Origin of the sequence: Streptomyces sp. MUM 2J (genome assembly GCF_022414535.1) — a bacterium.
Classification (GTDB): Bacteria; Actinomycetota; Actinomycetes; order Streptomycetales; family Streptomycetaceae; genus Streptomyces.
In genome coordinates, this window is record NZ_JADWYM010000001.1 from 72,779 (window position 1) to 93,714 (window position 20,936).

Annotated in this window: 21 protein-coding genes; 12 read left to right on the forward strand and 9 right to left on the reverse strand. The window is 73.6% G+C overall.

Annotated elements, in window-relative coordinates; translation table 11 throughout:
- Positions 1–67: 67 nt before the first annotated feature.
- The 5 genes from I3F54_RS00300 to I3F54_RS00320 form a co-directional block, all read right to left on the reverse strand.
- Positions 68–1,024 carry an ABC transporter substrate-binding protein gene (locus I3F54_RS00300; protein ID WP_240116405.1) on the reverse strand — a complete coding sequence of 319 codons (957 nt, stop codon included), beginning with the start codon at positions 1,022–1,024 and terminating at the stop codon, positions 68–70.
- 315 nt (positions 1,025–1,339) lie between these two features.
- Positions 1,340–2,008: an ABC transporter permease gene (locus tag I3F54_RS00305; RefSeq protein ID WP_240116406.1), complete on the reverse strand. Its 669-nt coding sequence runs from the start codon at positions 2,006–2,008 to the stop codon at positions 1,340–1,342.
- Positions 2,005–2,712: an ABC transporter permease gene (locus I3F54_RS00310; RefSeq protein WP_240116407.1), complete on the reverse strand. Its 708-nt coding sequence runs from the start codon at positions 2,710–2,712 to the stop codon at positions 2,005–2,007. Before I3F54_RS00310 ends, I3F54_RS00305 begins: the two co-directional genes overlap by 4 nt.
- Entirely contained in the window at positions 2,709–3,860 is a 1,152-nt protein-coding gene (locus tag I3F54_RS00315) for an ABC transporter ATP-binding protein (protein WP_240116408.1), read from the reverse strand. The genes I3F54_RS00310 and I3F54_RS00315 overlap by 4 nt, the downstream gene beginning before the upstream one ends.
- Before the next feature lie 213 nt (positions 3,861–4,073).
- Complete coding sequence (locus tag I3F54_RS00320; protein ID WP_374205822.1) at positions 4,074–5,423, reverse strand: PP2C family protein-serine/threonine phosphatase; 1,350 nt, start codon at positions 5,421–5,423, stop codon at positions 4,074–4,076.
- A 177-nt stretch (positions 5,424–5,600) separates the two neighbouring features.
- Between I3F54_RS00320 and I3F54_RS00325 the strand changes: the two genes are divergently transcribed.
- Positions 5,601–6,611: a YbhN family protein gene (locus I3F54_RS00325; RefSeq protein WP_374205823.1), complete on the forward strand. Its 1,011-nt coding sequence runs from the start codon at positions 5,601–5,603 to the stop codon at positions 6,609–6,611.
- 131 nt (positions 6,612–6,742) lie between these two features.
- Here the strand turns inward: I3F54_RS00325 and msrB are convergent, their stop codons facing one another.
- The 4 genes from msrB to I3F54_RS00350 form a co-directional block, all read right to left on the reverse strand.
- Entirely contained in the window at positions 6,743–7,150 is a 408-nt protein-coding gene (msrB, locus tag I3F54_RS00335) for a peptide-methionine (R)-S-oxide reductase MsrB (protein WP_240116409.1), read from the reverse strand.
- Between the two features lie 13 nt (positions 7,151–7,163).
- On the reverse strand, positions 7,164–8,549 hold the full coding sequence (gene murC / locus I3F54_RS00340) for a UDP-N-acetylmuramate--L-alanine ligase (protein WP_240116410.1): 1,386 nt from the start codon (positions 8,547–8,549) through the stop codon (positions 7,164–7,166).
- A 187-nt stretch (positions 8,550–8,736) separates the two neighbouring features.
- Positions 8,737–9,210, reverse strand: a complete 474-nt coding sequence (locus tag I3F54_RS00345) for an indole-3-glycerol phosphate synthase (protein WP_240116411.1) — start codon at positions 9,208–9,210, stop codon at positions 8,737–8,739.
- Between the two features lie 223 nt (positions 9,211–9,433).
- Complete coding sequence (locus I3F54_RS00350) at positions 9,434–10,240, reverse strand: pyrimidine reductase family protein (protein ID WP_240116412.1); 807 nt, start codon at positions 10,238–10,240, stop codon at positions 9,434–9,436.
- Positions 10,241–10,418: 178 nt separating this feature from the next.
- On the opposite strand from I3F54_RS00350, the gene zapE reads away from it, so the two are divergent.
- The 11 genes from zapE (at position 10,419) to I3F54_RS00405 (ending at position 20,739) form a co-directional block, all read left to right on the forward strand.
- Positions 10,419–11,531 carry a cell division protein ZapE gene (zapE, locus tag I3F54_RS00355; protein WP_240116413.1) on the forward strand — a complete coding sequence of 371 codons (1,113 nt, stop codon included), beginning with the start codon at positions 10,419–10,421 and terminating at the stop codon, positions 11,529–11,531.
- Between the two features lie 183 nt (positions 11,532–11,714).
- On the forward strand, positions 11,715–12,119 hold the full coding sequence (locus I3F54_RS00360) for a hypothetical protein (protein WP_240116414.1): 405 nt from the start codon (positions 11,715–11,717) through the stop codon (positions 12,117–12,119).
- 133 nt (positions 12,120–12,252) lie between these two features.
- A complete protein-coding gene (locus I3F54_RS00365; protein ID WP_240116415.1) occupies positions 12,253–12,834 on the forward strand; it encodes a carbonic anhydrase in 582 nt (193 codons plus the stop codon).
- Positions 12,835–12,842: 8 nt separating this feature from the next.
- The gene (locus I3F54_RS00370) at positions 12,843–14,297 is read left to right on the forward strand and encodes a SulP family inorganic anion transporter (RefSeq protein ID WP_240116416.1); all 1,455 of its coding nucleotides are present in this window, start codon (positions 12,843–12,845) and stop codon (positions 14,295–14,297) included.
- A 71-nt stretch (positions 14,298–14,368) separates the two neighbouring features.
- A complete protein-coding gene (locus I3F54_RS00375) occupies positions 14,369–15,412 on the forward strand; it encodes a slipin family protein (RefSeq protein ID WP_240116740.1) in 1,044 nt (347 codons plus the stop codon).
- A gap of 263 nt (positions 15,413–15,675) precedes the next feature.
- Complete coding sequence (locus I3F54_RS00380) at positions 15,676–16,056, forward strand: VOC family protein (RefSeq protein WP_240116417.1); 381 nt, start codon at positions 15,676–15,678, stop codon at positions 16,054–16,056.
- Between the two features lie 243 nt (positions 16,057–16,299).
- Entirely contained in the window at positions 16,300–17,160 is an 861-nt protein-coding gene (locus I3F54_RS00385) for a polysaccharide deacetylase family protein (RefSeq protein ID WP_240116418.1), read from the forward strand.
- 175 nt (positions 17,161–17,335) lie between these two features.
- Positions 17,336–17,515 (forward strand): hypothetical protein, encoded by a 180-nt coding sequence (locus I3F54_RS00390; protein WP_240116419.1) that lies wholly within the window; start codon positions 17,336–17,338, stop codon positions 17,513–17,515.
- A 106-nt stretch (positions 17,516–17,621) separates the two neighbouring features.
- Complete coding sequence (locus I3F54_RS00395) at positions 17,622–18,344, forward strand: peptidyl-tRNA hydrolase (RefSeq protein WP_240116420.1); 723 nt, start codon at positions 17,622–17,624, stop codon at positions 18,342–18,344.
- 132 nt (positions 18,345–18,476) lie between these two features.
- Positions 18,477–19,268 carry an SAM-dependent methyltransferase gene (locus I3F54_RS00400; protein ID WP_240116421.1) on the forward strand — a complete coding sequence of 264 codons (792 nt, stop codon included), beginning with the start codon at positions 18,477–18,479 and terminating at the stop codon, positions 19,266–19,268.
- A gap of 112 nt (positions 19,269–19,380) precedes the next feature.
- Positions 19,381–20,739, forward strand: coding sequence for a DUF692 domain-containing protein (locus I3F54_RS00405; RefSeq protein WP_240116422.1), 1,359 nt, complete (start codon positions 19,381–19,383; stop codon positions 20,737–20,739).
- The last annotated feature ends 197 nt before the right edge of the window (positions 20,740–20,936 follow it).

Genomic DNA, 20,936 nt, shown 5'->3' on the forward strand with positions numbered 1-20,936 from the left:
GCTCCGCACGGGCGGAGCCCGTGTGCCCTCGCGGCGTCCGGCGGGCGGGCGCCGCGAGGAGGGGGCGTCAGGCCAGGCCGGCCGACTTCAGCCATGCCCTGGCGACGTCCAGCGGGTCCTTCTCCTCCAGCTGCACCTGGGCGCCGAGGTCCAGCAGCGCCTTGGTGTCGAGCTTGGCCGAGACGGCGTTCAGCACGTCCGCGCCCTCCTGGGAGAGGCTGCTCTTGTGGACGAGCGGCTGCACGTTCTCGAACCCGAAGAGGTTCTGCGGGTCCTTCAGGACGACGAACTTCTCCTTGGCGATCGCCGGGTCGGTGGTGAAGACGTCCGCCAGCTGCACGGTGTTCTGCTTCAGCGCCGCCTGGGTGAGCGGACCACCGGCGTCCAGGGCCTTGAAGGACTTGAACTCCAGACCGTAGACGTCCTTGAGCCCGACCAGGCCCTGCTGCCGCGTCTGGAACTCCGGCGAGCCGCCGATGACCAGGTCCCCGGCGACGCTCTTGAGGTCGCCGATGCTCGACTCGGAGGTCAGGTGGTACTTGGCCGCGGTGGCCGCGTTGACGGTGACGGAGTCCTTGTCCTGCGCCTGGGACGGCTCCAGCAGCTTCAGCGCGTCGTCGAGCTTCGCGTTGATCGCGGAGGTCGTCTCCTCGGTGGTCTTCGGCGTGGCCTTGGGGTCGAGGTAGGCCAGCAGTGCCCCGTTGTACTCGGGCAGCACGGTGATCGAGCCGTTCTTGATCAGCCCGTACGTGGTCTCACGGCTGCCGATGTTGGGCTTGTAGGTGACCTTGATGCCCTTGGCCTTCAGGGCCTCGCCGTAGATGTCGGCGAGCAGGATGCTCTCGGGGAAGTTGTTGGAGCCGACGACGACGGTCTTGCCGTCCGCCTTCGCACCGTCGAGCGGGTTGTCACCGGTGTCGTCGGACGAACAACCCGTCAGCAGGGCCGTCGCCGCGACCAGCGCGGCCGCCGCCACGCCGGGGATTCTGCTGAAGGGCCTGTTGCGGTGGGCGGTAGAAGTCACGGTTCCCGTTCCGGTTTCGAGGACGACATTCGAGGACGCGCAGAGAACAACGAACTGCTTACGGCACTCCGTATCGATCCAATCCAGCCGGTTCTCGATCAGTCAAGCGAATTCGCCCCGGTGCGAGCCTTCGTTATGGTGCCGGAACCCCTGATGAACCGTCGCAGTTGACGGCTTGTCCCCAGGCGTGGCGGGACCGTCCGCCCGCGTCCGCCGCCGCCCGGGGTCCGGGCGCGGGGCCGAGGCGCGAGCTGCGGGAGACCGGGTGCGGGATGCGGGGGAAGCGCGGCCGCACATGAGGGCGCGCGGAACGCCCTAACCCCGCCTTCGCACCCCCGGTGACACGGTGAGGCGGCCCGCCGCCCAGAACAGTGCGAGCGTCGTGAGGGCCAGCGCCGCCACCAGGGTGGCGCCGCCGACGACCTTCTCGTAGTCGTGCTGGTAGAGGCCGTCCATGATGTAGCGGCCCAGGCCGCCCAGACTGACGTAGGCCGCGATGGTGGCGGTGGAGACGATCTGGACCGCCGCCGTCCGCAGGCCGCCGAGGACGACCGGCAGGGCGACCGGCAGTTCCACCTGGAACAGGATGCGGGCCTCGCTCATGCCCATGCCGCGGGCCGCGTCCACGGGGGACGGGTCGACGGAGCGCATCGCCTCGTACGTGGTGACCAGGATCGGCGGGACGGCGAGGACGACCAGCGGGATCATCACCGGCACCAGGCCGAAGCCGAACAGGATGAACATCAGGACCAGCAGACCGAAGCTGGGCAGGGCGCGGGCGGCGGTGGCGATGAACGCCAGCACGTTGCCCCCGCGTCCGGTGTGACCGGTGAGCAGACCCGCCGGAAGGCCGACGGCCGCGGCGACGCCGAGCGCGATCAGCGAGTAGCGGACGTGTTCGAGCAGGCGCGCCGGGATGCCGTCGTAGCCGTGCCAGTGGGCGCCGTCGCCGAAGAACGCGCCGACGAAGTGGAGTACGTTCACCGGGCGGCGCCCTTCCCCGTGGTGAGGGCCGGTTCGGGCCGGTTCCCGGCGGACGGGCGGCGGGCGCCGCGCGGCATCCACGGGGTCAGGACCCGGCGGAGCAGGACCAGCAGGGTGTCGACGCCAGTGGCCAGGACGGCGGTGCCGATCACGGAGAGCCACACCAGTCGGGGCCGGCCGTAGCTCATGCCGTCGTAGAGCAGGTTGCCGAGCGCGCCCTGGTTGCCGATCAGCATGCCGACGCTGACGAGCGAGATGCTGGACACGGTCGCGACCCGCAGGCCGGCGATGATCGCGGGCGCCGCGATCGGCAACTGGACCTGGAGGTAGCGGCGTACGGGCCCCAGACCCATCGCGGTGGCCGCGTCGAGGGTCTCCTGCGGCACCGAGCGGACGCCGTCGACGATGGCCGGTACGAACACCACGAGGCTGTACACGGCCAGCGGGATCATCACGGTCGTCTCGGTCTGGCCGGTGTAGTCGATGAGGACGACGAAGAAGGCGAGGGAGGGAATGGCGTACAGGACGGTCGTCACCCCCAGCACGGGCGGGTACAGCCAGCGCAGCCGGACGCACAACTGGGCGACGGGCAGCGCCAGCAGCAGGCCGGCCAGGACGGGGATCAGGGCCTCGCGCAGATGCAGGCCGACCAGGCCGAGGTAGCTGTGCTGGAGGTCGCTCGGGAGGTCGAACAGGCCGTTCATCCGGCGACCTTCGCAGAGGCGCCGGCATCGGCGCCGTCAGGGCGACCCGCCGCGTGCGCGGCGCGGATGGCCTCGCCGATGGACTGCTGGGAGACGACGCCGGTGACCCGGCCGGTGCCGTCCACGGCGACGGCCCAGCCGGTGGGGGACAGCACGGCGCAGTCGAGAGCGGCCCGCAGCGAGTCCCGGCCGGCCACGAAGGGCCGGCCGCAGGGCAGCAGGCGGCCGGGGTCGACGGGGCCGTCGGTCAACAGGTCCGGCTCGGCCCAGCCGAGCGGCCTGCCGTCCGCGTCCGTGACGAGCAGGTAGGGGGCGTCGGCCGTGTCGCGGGTGCGGATCTGCCCGGCGGTGGCGTCGGCCGCGACGACCGGCGCGGTGAGCAGGTCCAGATCCGCGGACGGGAAGAAGGACAGCCGGCGGATGCCGCGGTCGGCGCCGAGGAAGTCCTCGACGAAGGCGTCGGCCGGGTCGGACAGCAGCTCGGCGGGCGGTGCGTACTGGGCGAGCCGTCCGCCGGTGCGCATCACGGCGACCGTCGTGCCGAGCTTCACGGCCTCGTCGATGTCGTGTGTGACGAAGACGATGGTCTTGCCCAGTTCCGCCTGGATGCGCAGCAGTTCGTCCTGGAGCCCCTTCCTCACCACCGGGTCGACGGCCGAGAACGGTTCGTCCATCAGCAGCACCGGCGGATCGGCGGCCAGTGCCCGCGCCACTCCGACGCGCTGCTGCTGGCCTCCGGAGAGCTGGTAGGGGTACCGCTTGGCGAGGGTCCCGTCCAGGCCCACCCGTTCCATCAACTCCCGTGCACGGGACCGGGCCTTGTGCTTGCTCCAGCCGAGCAGGCGCGGGACGGTGGCGATGTTGTCGACGATCGTGCGGTGCTGGAAGAGGCCCGCGTTCTGGATGACGTACCCCATGGACCGCCGCAGGGTGTTGACGGGCTGCCGGCGGCTGTCCTCTCCGTCGATCAGGATGCGGCCCTCGCTCGGCTCGACCATCCGGTTGATCATCCGGAGGGTCGTCGTCTTCCCGCAGCCCGAGGGGCCGACGAAGACGGTGATCGCACCGTCGGGGATGTCCAGGGAGAGCCGGTCGACCGCCACCGTGCCGTCCGGATACCGCTTGGTGACTCCGTCAATCCTTATCAAAACGCCGCATGTCCTTCGGGTTTGGCAAGCTTTCGCCCGTTCGACCGACGATTTCGCTCCCACGGACGCCATTGGGGGACGAGTCTAGACCGCCGCTGTTCGGGCGGCTTCGGTGCCGATGCGGTGGGCGTGCCCCGCCGCGGGCAGGTACGGCTCCGGGCCGTCGTTCGGCGCCCGGCTCCACAGGCCGAACGCCTGCGCACCGCGCCGGTCTCAGCCCCGCCCGTCCCCGGGGCGCTGGTGCAGGCGGGCGGCGAGGACGGCCACGTCGTCCTCCGCGTGGCGGGCGTCCAGACGGGCGAGGACCGTGTCGAGGATCTCCTCCAGGTCCGCCGCGCCCGGGAAGCGGATCCCGGCGAGACGGGCCAGGCCGACGTCGATGTCCTCCCCGCGGCGCTCGACGAGACCGTCGGTGAACAGCAGCAGGGTCTGGTCCCCGCCGAGGTCGTAGGTGGCCGGCTCGTATCCACCGAGCCCGGTGCCCAGGGGCGGGCCGACGGGCAGCGGCAGCAGTGCCGCCTCTCCCTGCCGGCTGATCACCGCCGGGGGCAGATGGCCGGCGCCGGCGAGCGTGACCTTACGGCGCACCGGGTCCACGCGGGCGAGCAGACAGGTCGCCGGCCGCCGCTCGGCCTCGGTGGCGGCCAGGTCGTCCAGCTGGCGCAGCACGCGGTGCGGCGGCAGGTCGGCCGCGGCGACGGAACGCAGCGAGGTGCGGTAGGCGGTCATGTCGACGGCGGCCTCCACCCCGTGCCCCATGACGTCGCCGACGACCAGCAGGGTCCGCCCGAAGTGCAACCGGACGGTCTCGCACCAGTCGCCGCCGACCAGGGCACTGTGCCCGGCGGGCAGGTAGCGGACGGCGACGTCGAGGTTGGGGTGCGGGCGACCCGGCTCGGCACGCAGGGCGCGCTGCAGATCGCCGACGACCCGGCCGAGCCGCTCGTACTCGCGGGCATGGCGGACGTGCCTCGCGGCCTCCTCGGCCAGCAGGGCGAGCAGTTCCGTCTCCGCCCGGCCGAACGGCCGGCCGCGGCGCGCGCAGACCAGGACGCCCAAGGAGTGGCCGTCCACGGCAAGCGGCACGCGGCACACGAAGGGGCCACGGGTCGTGGGATCCCCCGTGCGGCCGTCAGCGGCACGCCGGTCCCGGCCGGTGCCCGGGGGCGGCTCCGGGCGGCCTGAGGGCGACCGGCGGAACGGCCGTCCGCCGGGGTCGCGGGGCCTGTCCGGCGCCCTCCGCACGACCGGCTCCGCCCGGCTGCGAACGGCACGGACGGCCGCCCAGCGGGCGTCGGGCAGTAGCTCGGCGTTCCCGGCGATCGCCTCGTACCCGGACGAAGCGCGGTCGGTGCGCCGCACCACCGCCGCGGCACCGCCGGTGCGCGCGGCGGCCGTCCGGGTCAGCTCCGCCCAGGTCGTCGCCTCGTCCAGGGTCGTCCCGACGCCCGCCATCGCCGCCCGCAACGCGCCGAGGGACGCCGCGGGCGATCCCCTGCCGCGGAGGGCGGCGGCCGCGGCGGTCCCGGGCCGGGACCGGATCCACTGCACGACACCGAACACCCTCAAAGGGTGACAAAAGTGCGAGCGACTCGCACGAGGCGGTCAACAACCCCCGGCCCGTCGGTTGCCGGACACCGGCACGTCACGCCGGGCGGGCAGGGTCCCCCCGTCCCCTGCCGCTCCCCCATCCGTCGGCCCGTGCGCGCCGGGCACGACGGGGGAAGGACGACGTGCGCCGTGTCCGTACCCCTTGACGACCTGGCCGCCCCCGCTCCCGCCCGCGCTTCCTCCCGGCGCCTTCCCCTGCCGCTCTCCCCCGGCCGTGCCGCCCGCCGGGCGGCCGTGGTGCTGCCGCTGCTGGCGGTCGGCGCCTGGGCGGCGGCCGACTGGCGGGCCTTCCGCGACGGCGCCGCACGGCTGGCCTCCGCCGACCCCGCGTGGCTGCTGGCCGCGGGCGGCTTCACCTGCCTGGGGTGGGTGGCCGCCGCCTGCGTCCGGCAGGGGGCGGTACCGGACCGGCTCCCCCCGGGCCTGCTGCTGGCCTCGCAGTTCGCCGCGGGCGCCGCCAACCACGTCCTGCCGGCGAGTGTCGGCGCCCATGCGGTCACCCTGCGCTTCCTTCGGCGCCAGGGCGTGCCGCTGCACCGGGCGACCGCCTCGCTCGCCCTGTACTCCCTGGTCAAGCCACTGGCGAAGACACCGGTGCTGCTGGCGGTCCTGCTGGTCTTCCCGGACGTGCTGCGCCTGGGCGCCCTGCTCCCCGACCGGCGGACACTGCTCCTGGCCGGCGGCTGCGTGGTGCTGTGCCCTGTCGCGGCGGTCCTCGTCGTGGCACTGGTTCGCCCGCTGCGCGGACCCGTGCGCTCGTTCCTGCGCACGGCGATGACCGACGTGCGGCGACTGCACAGGCGTCCCGCCCGCGTCCTCGCGCTGTGGGGCGGCGCGGCCGTGGCACCGCTGCTCCAGGCCGGGGTGGTCGCCTCGGTCGGGACGGCGTTCGGCCTGCCGCTGACCTGGGCGCAGGTCACGTTCGCGTTCCTGGCGGCGGGCACGGCCATGGGCGCCGTTCCCGCGCCCGGCGGCATCGGTCCGGTCGATGCGGCGCTGCTGTTCGGTCTCGTGGGCTACGGCGCGCCGATGGCCCTGGCGACGGCCACGGTGATCGGCTACCGGGTCCTGACGGTGTGGGTGCCGCTGCTGCCGGGGGCGGTGGTGCTGTCGGTGCTGGTGCAGCGCGGGGCGCTGTGATCGGGCGCCACGGCCTGGCCGCGTCCTGTCCCGGAAGGTCGGGCCCAGGGCGGCGTGCGGCGGCGTGCCGCCCGATCGGGGGTGGCGCTCCGGGGGCGGGCCGCGAGAGCGACCCGCCCGGGGGCGTTGGCTCAGTCCTCGCGCGGCTCCAGCCGGAGCGAGACGGAGTTGATGCAGTACCGCTGGTCGGTCGGGGTCGGGTAGCCCTCGCCCTCGAAGACGTGCCCGAGGTGGGAGCCGCAGCGGGCGCAGCGCACCTCGGTGCGCACCATGCCGTGCGACCGGTCCTGCAGCAGTTCGACCGCGTCGGAGTCCTTCGGGTCGAAGAAGGACGGCCAGCCGCAGTGCGACGCGAACTTGGTGTCCGAGGTGAACAGTTCGGCACCGCAGGCACGGCAGGAGTAGACGCCGTCGGTCTTGGTGTCGGTGTACTCACCGATGAAGGCGGGCTCCGTGCCGGCCTGGCGGAGCACGGCGTACTCGGCCTGGGTGAGTTCCGCTCGCCACTGCTCGTCCGGCTTCTCGACCTCGTACGGCATGAAGGTCAACCCCTTACTTCGCGAGACGGTCCAGGATGCGCGGCCCGAGGTCCGTGACGTCGCCCGCGCCCATGGTGAGAACGAGATCACCGGGCCGGGCCATTCCCGCGACCGTGTCCGGCACCTCGCCCTTGTCGTGCACGGCGGTCACGTCCGCGCCCGCGGCCCGGGCCGCGTCGATGATCAGCTCGCTGGTGACACCGGGGATCGGGTCCTCGCGGGCCGGGTAGATGTCGAGGACGGCGGAGGCGTCGGCCAGGGCCAGCGCCTCGCCCATCTCCTTGCCCAGCTCCTGGGTGCGGGAGAACAGGTGGGGCTGGAACACGACCAGGAGCCGGGCGTCGCCCGCGGCTCCGCGCATGGCCTCCAGGTCGGCGGTCATCTCCGTGGGGTGATGGGCGTAGGAGTCGATCACCTGGACGCCGGCCGCCTCGCCCTTGAGCTGCAGGCGCCGCTTGACCCCGGTGTACGCGGCCAGCGCCGGTGCCATCTGCGCGGCCGGGACGCCGAGGGCGGCTGCGGCGGTGAGCGCGGCGACGGCGTTGAGAGCGTAGTGGCGGCCGGGCACGGAGACGGTGAAGGTGATCTCCCGGCCGTCGAGCAGGACCGTCACCTCGCTCCTGAGCCCCTGCGGGACGACCGACACCACCCGCACGTCGGCGTCCTGCGCCTCTCCGTACGTCACCACGCGCACGCCCCGCACCCGGCGGGTGAGTTCCCGCGCGCCGTCGTGGTCGGCGGAGACCACCAGGGTGCCGCCGGGCACGATCCGGTCGGCGAAGGTCTCGAAGGACGCGTAGATCTCGTCCATCGAGGCGTAGTTGGCGTGGTGGTCCAGCTCGACGTTGAGGACGATCGCGACCTCGGGGGCGTACTTGTGGAAGCTGCGGTCCGACTCGTCCGCCTCGGCGACGAAGATCTCGCCGGCGCCGTGCAGGGCGTTGGAGCCCGGCGCGTCCAGATCGCCGCCGATGGCGTACGACGGGTTCAGGCCCAGCTCGCCCAGGGACACCGCCAGCATCGACGTCGTGGTCGTCTTGCCGTGCGTGCCCGCGACCGCGATCGGGCGCAGGCCGTCCATCAGCGCCGCGAGCGCGTCCGAGCGGTGCACCACGGGGATGCCCAGCTCGGCGGCGCGGGCCAGCTCCGGGTTGTCGTCCCGGATCGCCGACGACACCACCACGCAACTGGCGTCGCCGGCCAGGTGCTCCGCCGCGTGTCCGATGTGCACGGTCGCGCCCAGGGCACGCAGCGCCTCGGCGGTCGCCGAGTCCTTCGCGTCACTGCCGGCGACCTTCGCCCCGCGCTGCGCGAGGATCTTCGCGATCCCCGACATCCCGGCGCCGCCGATGCCGATGAAGTGCGGTCGCTCCATGGCGGGGGGAAGGCCGGGTGCCATGCGTGTCTCCTGCGTATCGGGGGGACGGACGTTCAGCGCCCCACCCTACTGGCCGCGGCGTACGGCTCGGGTCCTCGGGGATTCCGTGCCGTACGCCGTTCCGCGGCACCGTCGCCGGCCCACCTTCCGGCGCCCGCGGGCGCCGGCTCTCACCGGCTCCGCCCCGCCCGCGGCGCGGAGCCGGCCGTCACGCCTTGCTGTGGGAGAACAGCTTCAGCACCGGCACCCCCACCTTGTGCCGCGCGCGCGACGCCCAGTCGCGGTGGAAGAACTCCTCCACGTAGTGCGGGTCGGTCAGGACGATCACCTCGTCCGCGCCGACCTCGTCGACCAGGGACTTCAGCGCGTCCAGCGGGTGGTTCTCGATGAGCCTGCCCTCGGACCGGCTGCCGGCCGCCCGCAGGGCGGTCAGCGACACGTCCAGCGCCCGCTCCCCCACGCTGCGCGCCTGCTCCCCCTCGGGCGTCTCGCTCTCCCGCGCCGCCTCGTCGAGCTCGCCGAGCGCGATGTCGTCGATGGCCCGCAGCAGGCGGTCGGCCTGGTCGCCGCGGGGCTGGAGCAGCACGTGGAAGGCGACCGGCTCGTCGCCGTGCAAGGTGGTGACGAACTCCACGTCGGCGGACGTCAGCGCCTTCTCGATCATCAAAACGCTTGTGAACACCAGGCGCCCCTTCTCCTGTGAGGGCCCGACGGGCCCTTCATCCTCCGTGGGCCGTACCAGGCCCTGCGGAAACCATCCTGCCCCGTGATCCCACGGGGACTGCCGGAAACAGTGTGCCCGGCCGCAACGAAACGGAACGGAATGTTCCGCCGAAGTCGGGCCCACGGGCGGCATCGACCGCCCGCGCGGTGGCGGACGACCGCCACGGACATCATCGACACAGTCATGACCTGCGGTAACGACTGAAGAGGAACCCGTCCTCCTCCAGCAGGGACATCAGTGCGAAGCGGTGCGGAACGGTGACCGAGGGACCGCCGGCGATGCGCTGGGCCCCGCCCGCGGTCAGCATCGGCGAGATCGTCAGGCACAGCTCGTCCAGGACCCCGGAGGCCACCAGCTGGCCCAGCAGCCGGGGACCGCCCTCGGTCAGCAGCCGGAAGTACCCCCGTCCGGCGAGGGCCGCTACGGCGCGGACCGGGTCCACACCGGCGCCGTCGCCCGCGACCAGCACCTGCGCACCGGCCTTCTCGGCCGCCGCCCGGCGCTCCGGGGAGGCCGCGGCGCCCGTCACGACCAGGGTCGGGACCAGGGAGGAGGTGAACAACGGCAGCGAGAAGTCCAGATCCAGGCTCGCGGTGACGACGGCGACCGCCGGCGCCGGCGCCTGTCCGGCCGCCTCGCGCCGCGCCGCGAACTCGGCACGCGCGCGTGCCGGCCGGTAGCCTTCCTGCCGTACCGTTTCCGCGCCGACGATCACCACGTCGGCCAGCGCCCGCAGCGTGCCGAAGACGCGCATGTCGGTCGCGTTGGAGATGGGCTGCGAACGGCCGTCGTGCTGCGCGGCCCCGTCGAGCGTGGACACCATGTTGGCCCGCAACCACGGCCGGAGCTCCCCCGGCGGCTGCTCTGGGTACGCGTAGGCGTCGGCCAGCTCGGCGAGGGTCCACTCCCGCCCGCCGCCGTCGGCCCGAGCCGCCTCACCCGGCGGACGGGCCGCCGTTTGGTCGCTCACAGGGAACAGGCGTCGCATGCCGTGCAGTCTGACATGACCCCGGCCGAAGTGGAGGACGGGGTCCTGGCAGCCCGGGGCTCACGGGGACCCGGAAGCCCCGGAGGGGGGAGGAGGACACCACGGACCGGGAACGGCGGGCGCGACCCCTGGGCCCGGCGCGTGGGGACCGGGGCCCGAGGCCCTAGCATGGGTAAGCGTGTCGTCCTCCACCCCCGCCCCCGACCTCGCCTCCATATCCGGCGCGGCCACCCCCGTGTCCCTGTGCGCCCGCGAGCCGCACGTCCCCGCGGACCGGCTGGTCGCCGAGATGGTGCCGCCGCCGCGGTTCGACGCGGTCCGGTTCGGCACGTACATCCCGGACCCGGACCAGCCGAGCCAGACCGAGGCCGTGGGCGTCCTGGAGACCTTCGCGGCCGGCCTCGGCGGCGCCCACGCCGTCGGCGGCGGCAAGCGCGGCTTCTTCGGCTTCGGGCGGGCGCCCAGGACCCCGGCCGGTCCGCGCGGCGTCTACCTCGACGGCGGCTACGGCGTCGGCAAGACCCACCTGCTGGCCTCCCTCTGGCACGCCACCCCGGCCGCGCCGGACCTCAAGGCGTTCGGCACCTTCGTGGAGCTGACCAACCTCGTCGGCGCCCTCGGCTTCCAGCAGACCGTGCGGACCCTGTCCGACCACCGCCTGCTGTGCATCGACGAGTTCGAGCTGGACGACCCGGGCGACACCGTCCTCGTCTCCACGCTGCTGGGCAAGCTGGTCGACAACGGCGTCGCCCTCGCCGCCACCTCCAACACCCTGCCCGGGAAGCTGGGCGAGGGCCGGTTCGCCGCCGCCGACTTCCTGCGCGAGATCCAGGGTCTGTCGGCGCACTTCCGCGCCCAGCGCATCGACGGCGAGGACTACCGGCACCGCGGTCTGCCCGAGGCGCCGGCACCCTGCACGGACGACCGGGTGGCGCATGCGGCCCAGGCCACCCCGGGCGCCTCGCTGGACGCCTTCCCCGACCTGCTGGAGCACCTGGCCAGGGTCCACCCCAGCCGCTACGGCGCCCTCACCGACGGCATCGGCGCGGTCTGCCTCACCGGCGTCCGGCCGGTGCCCGACCAGTCGACGGCCCTGCGGCTCGTCGTCCTGGCCGACCGGCTCTACGACCGCGAGGTGCCGGTCCTGGCCTCCGGACTCCCCTTCGACCGGCTCTTCGGCGAGGAGATGCTGAAGGGCGGCTACCGCAAGAAGTACTTCCGGGCGATCTCCCGGCTCACCGCCCTCGCCCGGGACGCCCAGCGGCTCGTCGGGGAGCCCGAGACCCCGTAACCGGCCGCCACGCCCGGCAAACGAGCGGGTTCCGGCCAACCCACCCGCTCTTTTCGGGCTCTCTTGTACCGGAAGTCCGTGGTTGACCCTGCAAAGGGCCCTTGCACGTTACCGTGTTTCTTGACCAGCCGTTGACCAGGCAATGGGGCGCACTTGGGGTGCGTCGAGCGCGGAGGGGGGCGCATGTTCCGAGGTACGACGCCCCTGGCCCTGCTCACCACCCCTGCCGCCGCCCTGCCCACCCTCCAGCTCTTCGCAGCCACCGCGCCCTTCGCGTCCGCGCACACGAGCCGTCATGTCGAGGCCAAGACCCTGCCCGAAATCGATCCCCTGACCATGACACTGCGCGACGAGTCGGGTGCGCTTCGCGCGCGTCGTCCGGTGGGCGGCCGGGCCGGCACCGGCGGCCCGACGGGCAGCCGCGACCGTCACCGGCCCGCGGACGCCGCGCCGCAGGCCCCCGACCGCCCCGCACCCGACGCCACGGCGGCCATACCCCCGCCGAACACCCCCGGCGCCGCGTACGCGCGCGCGTCCAGACCAGCGGCGGACCGCAGCACCGCCGCGCTCCAGTCCTTCCGCCACTGAGAGAGGGCCGGCCGCACTTCCCGCGCCCGCCGGGCGGAAGCCGCTGCACAGCACACAGAGCAGTTCTCCCCCCACCTGTGTCCTTCGGAAGCCCGACGCGCCCGACACGGCGCGCCAGGAGGAGTCACCACACATGCAGCCCCTCATCGACAACGCCCGTGCCTTCGGACAGCGCCCTGAGGAGTTCGCCGGACTGGCCGAGGGCCAGTCGCCGCAGGTCCTGTTCATCACCTGCTCCGATTCCCGGGTCGTCCCGGCCCTGATCACGGGCGCCCGCCCCGGCGAGCTCTTCGAGCTGCGCACCGCGGGCAACATCGTGCCGCCGTACGTGTCCGGCACACCCAGCGGAGAGACCGCCACCATCGAGTACGCCGTGAACGTGCTCGGCGTCCGGGACGTCGTCGTGTGCGGCCACTCGCACTGCGGCGCCGTCGGTGCCCTGGTGCGCGGCGAGGACCTGGCGGCGGTGCCCGCCGTACGGGACTGGCTCGCGCACGCCGCGGAGGACCCCGGGGTCTCGGACCCGCAGGATCCGACCGTCGCCGAGGCGGTGCAGAACCACGTCCTCACCCAGCTGCTGCGGCTGCGTTCCTACCCCTGCGTCGAGCAGCGTCTGACGTCCGGTCTGCTCCGGCTGCACGGCTGGTACTACGAGGTCCACACCGGCGCGGTGCGCGAACACCGCCCGGAGTCCGACTCATTCGAGTCACTGTGAGCGCCGGCATGGCCAAGTTCCCACACCTCAGGAAGGACTTCACCGCCTCCCTGGTCGTGTTCCTCGTCGCGCTGCCGCTGTGCGTCGGGGTCGCCGTCGCCTCCGGCGTACCGGCCGAACTCGGTCTGGTCACCGGCATCGTGGGCGGCATCGCCACCGGGCTGCTGCCGGGCAGCAGCCTGCAGGTGTCCGGCCCCGCGGCCGGCCTGACCGTGCTGGTCTTCGAGGCCGTCCGCGCCTACGGGCTGCCCGCGCTCGGTGTGATCGTGCTCGCCGCCGGACTCCTCCAGCTCGCCATGGGCGCACTGCGGCTGGGCCGCTGGTTCCGCGCGATATCGGTGTCCGTGGTCGAGGGCATGCTCGCCGGCATCGGCCTGGTGATCATCGCGGGCCAGCTGTACGCGGCAGCGGGACTGAAGGCCCCCGCCTCCGGCACGGAGAAGCTCGCCGGGCTGCCGCGGGCCGCCGTCGACGCAGTCGACAGCGTCTCCGCGCTCGCCTCCCTCGCGGTCGGCGCGGGCACGATCGCGGTGGTCGTGCTGTGGGGGCGGTTACCGAAGCGGGCACAGGCCGTGCCGGGCGCCCTGGCCGCGGTGGTCCTGGCGACGTCGGCCACGCTGCTGCTCGACCTGCCGGTGACGACGGTCGAGGTGAACGGCCTGCTGGACGCCGTCCAGCCGCCGGGCGCGGACGCCTTCGCCGGGCTCGGGCACATCGGCCTCCTCGGCACGATCCTCGCCTTCACCCTGATCGCCTCCGCGGAGAGCCTGTTCAGCGCCGCCGCCGTGGACCGGCTGCACAGCGGTCCGCGCACCGCGTACGACAAGGAGCTGATGGCGCAGGGCGCGGGCAACGCCGTGTGCGGCCTGCTCGGCGCGCTGCCGATGACGGCGGTGATCGTGCGCAGTTCCGCCAATGTCCGTGCGGGTGCCCGGACGAAGACCTCCCGGGTGCTGCACGGCGTCTGGCTGCTGCTGTTCGCGGCGCTGTTGCCTTCGGCGCTGGCCCTCATACCCCTGCCCGCCCTCGCCGGCATCCTGGTCCACGCCGGATGGAAGCTGATCCCGTTCCGCGGCATCGCCGCCCTGTGGCGGGGATACCGGGGCGAAGCCCTGATCGTCGTGGTCACCGCGGTGTCGATCGTCACGGTGAACATGTTCGAGGGCGTGCTCATCGGCCTGGGCCTGTCGGTGGCCAAGACCGCCTGGGAGGCCTCGCACGCGAAGCTGGAGATCGTCGACAAGGGCGCCGGCGCCGTCCAGGCGTTCCTGTCGGGCAACGCGACCTTCCTCAGACTGCCGAGGATCCTCGACACACTGGAGTCCCTCCCCCAGGACCGTCCCGTCGAGCTGGACCTGCGCGGCCTGCACCACCTGGACCACGCCTGCCGCACGGCGCTGGAGAACTGGGCCGAACGCCACAGTGCCTCCGGAACGGAACCGGTCAAACTGACGGCGGTCTAGCCACCTGCGGTGGCATATCGTTGCAGAATAGGTTGAACGGGCCCCTGCCGGAGGAGACGGAGGAGGTCGTCATGGTCCAGGAACTGGTGACGGTGGCCGTCGCGGCCGGTTCCGCGGGGATCATCTACCTCGCCGCCGCGGCGCGGATCGTCAAGCAGTACGAGCGCGGGGTGGTGTTCCGGCTCGGCCGGCTGCGCGGCGCCGCTCGGACACCGGGACTCACCATGATCGTCCCCGGTGTCGACCGGCTGCGCCGGGTCAACCTGCAGATCGTGACGCTGCCGATCCCTGCGCAGGAGGGCATCACGCGGGACAACGTCACCGTGCGTGTGGACGCCGTCGTCTACTTCAAGGTCGTCGACCCGGCGGCGGCGATCGTCAACGTCGAGGACTACCGGTTCGCCGTCTCGCAGATGGCGCAGACCTCGCTGCGCTCGATCATCGGCAAGAGCGACCTGGACGACCTGCTGTCCAACCGGGAGAAGCTCAACCAGGGCCTGGAGCTGATGATCGACAGCCCGGCCATCGGATGGGGGGTACAGATCGACCGCGTGGAGATCAAGGACGTCTCCTTGCCGGAGAGCATGAAGCGTTCGATGGCCCGTCAGGCGGAGGCCGACCGGGAGCGCCGGGCCCGGATCATCAACGCCGACGCCGAACTCCAGGCCTCGAAGAAGCTCGCCGAGGCAGCCCAGCAGATGGCCGAGACCCCCTCCGCCCTGCAACTGCGGCTGTTGCAGACCGTGGTGGCGGTCGCCGCCGAGAAGAACTCCACGCTGGTCCTGCCCTTCCCGGTAGAGCTGCTCCGCTTCCTGGAGAGGGCCCAGCAGCCCGAACACCCGTACCACCCGGAGCACCGGCAGACCGAGGAACGTCACCGGCCGCCGGAGCCCGTCCCCCCGGCCGAACAGGCGCCGCCTGTCGATCAGGCCCTTTCACCGGACCGGGCCTCCCCGCTCGAACCAACGCCTTCGCCGGACCGGACGGCATCCTCGCTCGAACAGGCCCCGCCGCTCGAAAGCCGGACCCGGCAGTCGGAGTCCGCCGGGGAGTCCGAGCCGCCCCGTCCGCCGAAGCCGGTCCGGCGGACGCCACCGGGCCGGATGGCCGGCTAGGGGGTGTTTCGGACGTAGCGTCGTCCACCCGGGGGCGGGCCGGCGGGATGTTCGCAACACGCCTGGCACCTGACGGGAAGTCAGCCTCCCCGCCGCGTGGCCGACGGCCGTGCCCCGCCGCCCGAACGGAGCCGGTCCTGAAATCATGTCGCCCGTGCCCGCCTCGTCCGGTACGGTCGCGAAATCGTGATCACTGCCGGGGGCCCTTGAGCTTCGCAAGTGGCCTCCCCGGCGATTTCCCGGGCTGAGAGCAGGTTTCGTTCATGGCATGTCGTATCAGCGAGCTCGTGCTCGGTTGCCGCGACCCCGAGCTGCTGGCGCGGTTCTGGTGCGAGGTCCTGGATTTCGTCGTCCTCTCCCGCGAGGACGACGGCACGTTGGAGATCGGGCCGCGCGAAGGGTTCGGTGGTCCCCAGCCGACGATCATTCTCAGTCGCAGGGACGAGCCGGAGAAGGGGAAGTCCCGGCTGCACATCGACGTCAACGCCACCGACCGCGATCAGGACGCCGAACTCCAACGCCTCCTGAAGCTCGGCGCGCGCCCGGCCGACATCGGCCAGACGGGCGAGGAGCAGTGGCATGTCCTGACCGACCCGGAAGGCAATGAGTTCTGCCTGCTCAAGGCACGCCTCAACCCGCTCTGATGCTCGTCGGTCACGCCACGGTATCCAGTACCGGGCACACCGCCACCCGCTGACCCCCGGCCGGTCCGCACGGCCACCCGCCGGTCCGCACGGCCACCCGGGGCACGGCCGTCGCCTCCGCGCCGGGGCCCCGGCGCGTTCGCCGCGGGCCGCCCGGTGGGTGCTCCCGCCGGGCGGGTGAATCGAACGCCGGGCGGGGCGCGGCGGTCACGGCGGCGCCCGGCATGTTCATAACTTCATACGGTGAACAGTCCCGTACGCCGTCTCACCGCCCTCTGCGCCCTGACCGCCGCCCTGGCCACCCTCTCCGCCTGCGGCGCTGCACCCGACCCCGCACCGCCCACCGCGGCCCGCCCGGCCCCCTCGGGCTCGGCACCTGCCTCCCGTCCGCCCACCCTGGCCCCGGGCCCGGCCGGTCTGACCCCCGTCTTCGAACACGGGGCGCGCAGCGGGCCGAGCAGGACCGTGGCCCTCACCTTCGACGCCGACATGACCGCCGACCAGGGACCGCGGGCGGCGGCCGGGGAGCGGTTCGACAACCCGGGACTGATCGGAGCCCTGCGGACGCTGAAGGTGCCGGCCACCGTGTTCATGACCGGCCGGTGGGCCGAGCAGTACCCGTCGCAGGCCCGCTCCATCGGCCGGGACCCGCTGTTCGAGGTCGCCAACCACTCCTACAGCCACTACGCCTTCACCGGCGACTGCTACGGCCTGCCGACCGTCGCCGCCGACCGCATGCGCTCCGAGGTGGAGCGGGCGTACGACGCCTTCCGGCGGGCGGGGGTGCCGGACGCCATGCCGTACTTCCGTTTCCCCGGCGGCTGCTACGACCGGGACGCGCTGAAGGTGCTGAGCGGCACGGGCGTCACCGCCGTGCAGTGGGACGTGGTGAGCGGGGACGCGTTCGCGACGGACGCGGACGCAGTGATCCAGCAGGTCCTGGACGGCGTCAAGCCCGGCTCGGTCGTCGTCCTGCACTGCACCCGCAGCGCCGCCCCGACCACGGAGCGGGTCGTCCGGGCGGTCGTGCCGCGGCTGCGGGCACAGGGCTACCGGTTCGTGAGGGTGTCCGAACTGATCGGGGCCGCGGGCGCCGGGCGCTGACCGGGAACCGGGGCGGTGTTGCCCGCGGCGGCCCCGTTCTGCCCGGCGGTTCGTCCCGGGGACGCCGGCCGAGGGGCACCGCCGGCTCCCTCTGTCCTGATCGCCGGACGGGCCCCACACCGGACGGGCCCCACACCGGACGGGCCCCACACCGGACGGGCCCTACGCTGGACGGGTGAGCGAGGACTACTGCACGATCGGTGAGACGCAGCGGCCGCCGAAGGCGGACGGGCCGCCGTACGCGGAGTGCGTGCTGTGCCGGGAGCCGACGGAGTACCCGGAGTCGTTCGGGGGGATCACGCTCTGCCCGGTGTGCGAGTGGCAGGAGGCGCAGCGCACCGCGTGCTCGGGGTGACCACGCCGCGCCCTCCGCGCCCGCGCCCCGCCCCCCGGTGCCGAAGGCCCGGCCCACGGTGCGTACGGCTGGTCCCCTCGCCGGACCGGCTTGGCAGACTGGGGGCGTGAACAGCGAACCGACGCCCGCCCAGGACAGCCCCTTCCGCCCCGAGACCGGTGCCCGCGACGCCGCCCCGCAGTTCGTGCTGCCGCTCGTCGTACGGGTCGAGCGCGCCGCGCCGCCCGTGCGCACCGACGCGCTGGAGACGGCGGCACGGGCCGTGCTGGTGATGCTGGCCGACGACCGGTCGCTCGGCGACGGTCCGTGGGCGCAGGCGGTGCGGGACTGGCAGGACGCGCGCATCCGGAAGGTGGTGCGGCGGGCGCGCGGCGCGGAGTGGCGGCGGGCCGAGGCGCTGCCCGGGATCACGGTGACCGGCAAGTCGGCGCAGGTGCGGGTGTTTCCGCCGGTGCCGCTGGACGGGTGGCCCAAGGACCTCGCCCGGCTCCAGGTGTCGGGCACGGACCTCGACGATCCGCAGCCGCCCGCCGAGCCGGACGGGGCCGCTCCGGTGCTGTGGCTGAGCCCCGAGGTGGAGATGTCGGCGGGCAAGGCGATGGCCCAGGCCGGACACGGCGCCCAACTCGCGTGGTGGGAGCTGGGCGAGGAGGAGCGCGCCGCCTGGCGGGACTCCGGTTTCGCGCTCGCCGTGCGGACCGCCGGGGTGGAGCGGTGGCGCCGGCTCACCGGCAGCGGGCTGCCGGTGGTGCGGGACGCGGGCTTCACCGAGATCGCGCCGGGCAGTTGCACGGTGGTCGCCGACCACCCGGCGCTGCCCCGGACCTGACCCGCGGCCCCTCGGGGCGCCCCGGGATCTGCCGCCGGGCCGTCCCGCGTGGCCGCCCCGGCGATCACAGGGCTACGGTGGAATCCGCAACGCATCGGCCGCGTAAGGCCGTTGGAGATTCGGGGAGTCGAAATGCCGGGTGACCGTCCGCTGCTCAACACCACCGTGCCGCACTCCGCGCGCATCTGGAACTACTGGCTGGGCGGCAAGGACTGCTACGAGATCGACCGGCAGGTCGGCGACCAGATCCGTGAACTGAACCCGGAGATCGTCGACATCGCGCGCGCCCAGCGCGCCTTCCTCAAGCGCACGGTCACCCACCTGGCGGCCGAGGCCGGCATCCGGCAGTTCCTGGACGTCGGAACGGGTCTGCCGACGCACGACAACACACACGAGGTCGCGCAGGCGCTCGTGCCCGGGGCGCGGATCGTGTACGTCGACCACGACCCGGTCGTGCTCAACCACGCACACGCCCTGCTCACCAGCACCAGCTCGGGCGCCACCGACTACATCGACGCCGACCTGCGCGACCCGGAGGCGATCCTGCGAGCCGCCGGACGCACCCTGGACTTCGGGCAGCCGATGGCACTGATGCTGCTGGGCATCGCCGCGCACGTCCCGGACGACACGGCCTACGCGGTGGTGGGCCGGCTCAAGGACGCGCTGCCGGCCGGCAGCCACCTGGTGTTCTGCGACAGCACCGAGAGGTTCCACCCCACCGAGATGCGCGCGATGGTCGAGCGCTGGAACGAGGCGAGCGACAATCCGCGGGTGAACCGGACGCCGGAGCAGCTGGCCCGCTTCTTCGACGGCTTCGACCTGCTGGAGCCCGGCCTGGTCCCGGTCGCCGAGTGGCGCCCCGACCCGGCGGCGGGCGACCGGCGGGAGGTGGACAGCTTCGGCGGGGTGGCGGTCAAGCGCTGACGTGCCGGGCCGCGCCGCACGGAACCTCAAATGTTGCTCTGAACTCCCCGGGCGCGGGGTTCGACCCGGCCGGGCGGGGCCATACCCCCGTCACCGAGAGGGAGGGGAGATCATGCAGCAGCTGGGGACGGGCATCGGGTGGCGGCCGGAGATCGCGGACGCCGTGGAGCGGATGCCGGGCGTCGACTGGGTCGAGGTCGTGGCGGAGAACGTCTGCCCCGGCCACCTCCCCGACTCGCTGCACCGGCTGCGCGAGCGCGGGGTGACGGTGGTCCCGCACGGCGTCTCACTGGGGCTGGGCGGCGCCGACCGACCCGACCCGGGGCGGCTGACGGCGCTCGCCGAGCGGGCGGAGGCCCTGGGCTCTCCCCTGGTCACCGAGCACGTCGCGTTCGTCCGCGCGGGCGGCCCGATGACCGCGACCCCGCCCCTGGAGGCGGGCCATCTGCTGCCCGTACCGCGCACCCGGGACGCCCTCGACGTGCTGTGCGCGAACATCCGCGCCGCCCAGGCGGCCCTGCCGGTGCCGCTCGCGGTGGAGAACATCGCCGCGCTGATCTCCTGGCCCGGGGAGGAGATGACCGAAGGCCAGTTCCTGTACGAGCTCGCCGACCGCACGGGGGTCCGGCTCCTCGTCGACGTCGCCAACCTGCACACCAACCACGTCAACCGCGGAGAGGACCCGGCCAAGGCGCTCGCCGAACTCCCGCTGGAGGCCGTCGCCTACGTCCATGTCGCGGGCGGCTTCGCACGCGACGGGGTCTGGCACGACAGCCACGCGCACCCGGTACCACAGCCGGTGCTCGACGTCCTCACCGACCTGGCCTGCCGGGTCCGGCCCCCGGGCGTCCTGCTGGAGCGGGACGAGAACTTCCCCGAACCGGCCGAGCTGGAGCGCGAGCTGGGGACGATCCGGGCCGCGGTGGAGCGGGGGGCCGGGGCGCACGTACCGCCGGACACCGGCGAACCGGTGGGGCGGGCCCGGCCGGCCACGGACGGGGCGGCCCCTGCGGAGCCGGGCTCCGGGACCGGAGAGGAGCCGCCGGCCGTACCGGATGCGACCCGTCAGCGCCTGGCCCTGACCCAGACGGCGCTGCTGTCGGCGCTGGTCGCGGGCACACCGGCGCCGGAGGGCTTCGACCGGGTCCGGCTCGGTGTCCAGTCCCGGGCACTGGCCGCCAAGCGGGCCGGGGTGGTGGCCAGGGCTGCGCCGGAGCTCCCCGGGATCCTGGGCGACGCCTACCGTCCCGCCTTCCTCTCCTACGCCCAGACCCACCCCATGACCGCGGGCTACCGCCACGACGCCCTCGGCTTCGCCGCGCACCTGCTGGGCGAGGGACTCGTGGCGGACCCGGGGGCGCGGCACGAGCTGCGGGAGTGGTGGCTCGACCGGTCGGGGCCGAGGCCGCGCTCCCGGCGGCCGGCGGTGCGCCTGGCACGGGCGACGCGCCGGGTACTGCTGCGACGCTGACCCGGACGGTCCGGCCCCGAACGCAACGCACCCCTCCCGGGCCGCCGGACGGCCCTCGGCTGCGGCGTGCGGGGCCACGCCGCAGGAAGCGCGTCACGGACCCGGCCCCGCCCGCGAACGGGCGCGTACACCCCGCGGGACACCTTCGCGGACGAACGGGTCCGCGACTCTGCCGCCGGCTCCGTCCCCCAGCACCC

Excerpts from the sequence above, each read along its gene's own strand:
- I3F54_RS00310 (WP_240116407.1), bottom strand. The coding sequence starts at position 2,712 with ATGAACGGCCTGTTCGACCTCCCGAGCGACCTCCAGCACAGCTACCTC.
- msrB (WP_240116409.1), bottom strand. The coding sequence starts at position 7,150 with ATGCCGTACGAGGTCGAGAAGCCGGACGAGCAGTGGCGAGCGGAACTC.
- murC (WP_240116410.1), bottom strand. The coding sequence starts at position 8,549 with ATGGCACCCGGCCTTCCCCCCGCCATGGAGCGACCGCACTTCATCGGC.
- I3F54_RS00350 (WP_240116412.1), bottom strand. The coding sequence starts at position 10,240 with ATGCGACGCCTGTTCCCTGTGAGCGACCAAACGGCGGCCCGTCCGCCG.
- I3F54_RS00360 (WP_240116414.1), top strand. The coding sequence starts at position 11,715 with ATGTTCCGAGGTACGACGCCCCTGGCCCTGCTCACCACCCCTGCCGCC.
- I3F54_RS00365 (WP_240116415.1), top strand. The coding sequence starts at position 12,253 with ATGCAGCCCCTCATCGACAACGCCCGTGCCTTCGGACAGCGCCCTGAG.
- I3F54_RS00370 (WP_240116416.1), top strand. The coding sequence starts at position 12,843 with ATGGCCAAGTTCCCACACCTCAGGAAGGACTTCACCGCCTCCCTGGTC.
- I3F54_RS00375 (WP_240116740.1), top strand. The coding sequence starts at position 14,369 with ATGGTCCAGGAACTGGTGACGGTGGCCGTCGCGGCCGGTTCCGCGGGG.
- I3F54_RS00380 (WP_240116417.1), top strand. The coding sequence starts at position 15,676 with ATGGCATGTCGTATCAGCGAGCTCGTGCTCGGTTGCCGCGACCCCGAG.
- I3F54_RS00400 (WP_240116421.1), top strand. The coding sequence starts at position 18,477 with ATGCCGGGTGACCGTCCGCTGCTCAACACCACCGTGCCGCACTCCGCG.
- I3F54_RS00405 (WP_240116422.1), top strand. The coding sequence starts at position 19,381 with ATGCAGCAGCTGGGGACGGGCATCGGGTGGCGGCCGGAGATCGCGGAC.